The organism is Polynucleobacter sp. (genome assembly GCF_040400325.1).
GTDB lineage: Bacteria > Pseudomonadota > Gammaproteobacteria > Burkholderiales > Burkholderiaceae > Polynucleobacter.
This window is the reverse complement of the sequence record NZ_JBBAQK010000052.1, coordinates 1-1,138: the sequence shown is the minus strand read 5'-3', so window position 1 is coordinate 1,138 and position 1,138 is coordinate 1. Positions and strand designations below refer to the sequence as shown.

Annotated in this window: 2 protein-coding genes; both read left to right on the top strand. The window is 48.3% G+C overall.

From position 1 onward, the window contains the following. Positions 1 to 89: 89 nt before the first annotated feature. Complete coding sequence (locus ABWP14_RS11485) at positions 90 to 731, top strand: hypothetical protein (RefSeq protein WP_353203107.1); 642 nt, start codon at positions 90 to 92, stop codon at positions 729 to 731. Positions 732 to 740: 9 nt separating this feature from the next. Next, a complete protein-coding gene (locus tag ABWP14_RS11480) occupies positions 741 to 1,064 on the top strand; it encodes a hypothetical protein (RefSeq protein ID WP_353203106.1) in 324 nt (107 codons plus the stop codon). Positions 1,065 to 1,138 lie beyond the last annotated feature (74 nt).

Sequence of the window (1,138 nt, the reverse complement as noted above, 5' to 3'; positions counted from 1 at the left end):
GTCCACCTGATCCCCTGAAATGAATTACCAACCAAGACCTACCCTCACGACTGAACAACCAACCCCAATAAACAACAAAATATATACCAATGAAATCTTTACCCAAGCCCACCACACCCATCAATGCTTTGCATGCTGATGTGCGGCGCTTGCTTAAAAAATACAAGTGTGAATATGAATTGCATGAAGTCAGAGCGCTGTTCATGGGTGCCATTGCCAGTCCCATGGACCAGGTAAATCCCATGCAAGAACTGAAATCTCTGTGGAAAGGTGAACTGCCGCCCTTCAAGAACATGGCCGCTGTCAATGAACTCATGCAGGTGTTTGCCATGGGTCTTTGGAACCAGTTGTCTGCTCATTGTGACCCTGAGCATCCATTTGAGCTCACCGCATTCAGTGGTGTCAACACAGACAAGGAACTCAAGTACTTTGCTCAGGTCAAGCGTGATGAGATTGAGTGCTTTATTGCTGGCTTCTTCCAAGGTGAAGACAAAATCACATTGCCGCCAGAGATTGGCGAGAGCTTGGATGTGCTCGAAGACTTGGTTGGTATGTTTGCGGGTGTGGTTGCTATCCCTAAAAAATCACACGAAAGCGAAGTTGAAATCTTGGGCTTGATGAATGAGCTACAAAAAGTTGCAGACATCGCCCAAAAAGAAATCAACATCATCATCATCAGTTCTGCTGAGGCGAGACGCCAAGGCGGTACACCTTCTCGCGCACTGCATTAAAAGGCACCCATGCACATCAACATCGATAACATGACCGAAGATGAGTTGCTGGCGCTGAATCGCCGTGTGATCGCACGACTTAAATTGATTCAGCAACACAACACCTTGAACTCCATGATCAAGTTCGAAGTGGGTCAGCGTGTGAGTTTTGATCCAGATGGACGCATGCGCACCGGTATCTTGATCAAGTTCAATCCCAAGACCGTTGTGGTGCTCACCGATGATGGGCAGCGCTGGAAGGTCTCGCCCCAATTGATACGCCACCTCATCGACAGCGGTAACAGTGGCACCAACAACAAAGTCACCCTCCTACGCCGATTGGACAAGGGCTGAAAATGAGCGCACTTCTGAACCAGTACTTCGAACGCTACGCAGAAGAAGCCATCACCAAAATGAAGGCAGCTTTG

Excerpts from the sequence above, each read along its gene's own strand:
- ABWP14_RS11485 (WP_353203107.1), top strand. The coding sequence starts at position 90 with ATGAAATCTTTACCCAAGCCCACCACACCCATCAATGCTTTGCATGCT.
- ABWP14_RS11480 (WP_353203106.1), top strand. The coding sequence starts at position 741 with ATGCACATCAACATCGATAACATGACCGAAGATGAGTTGCTGGCGCTG.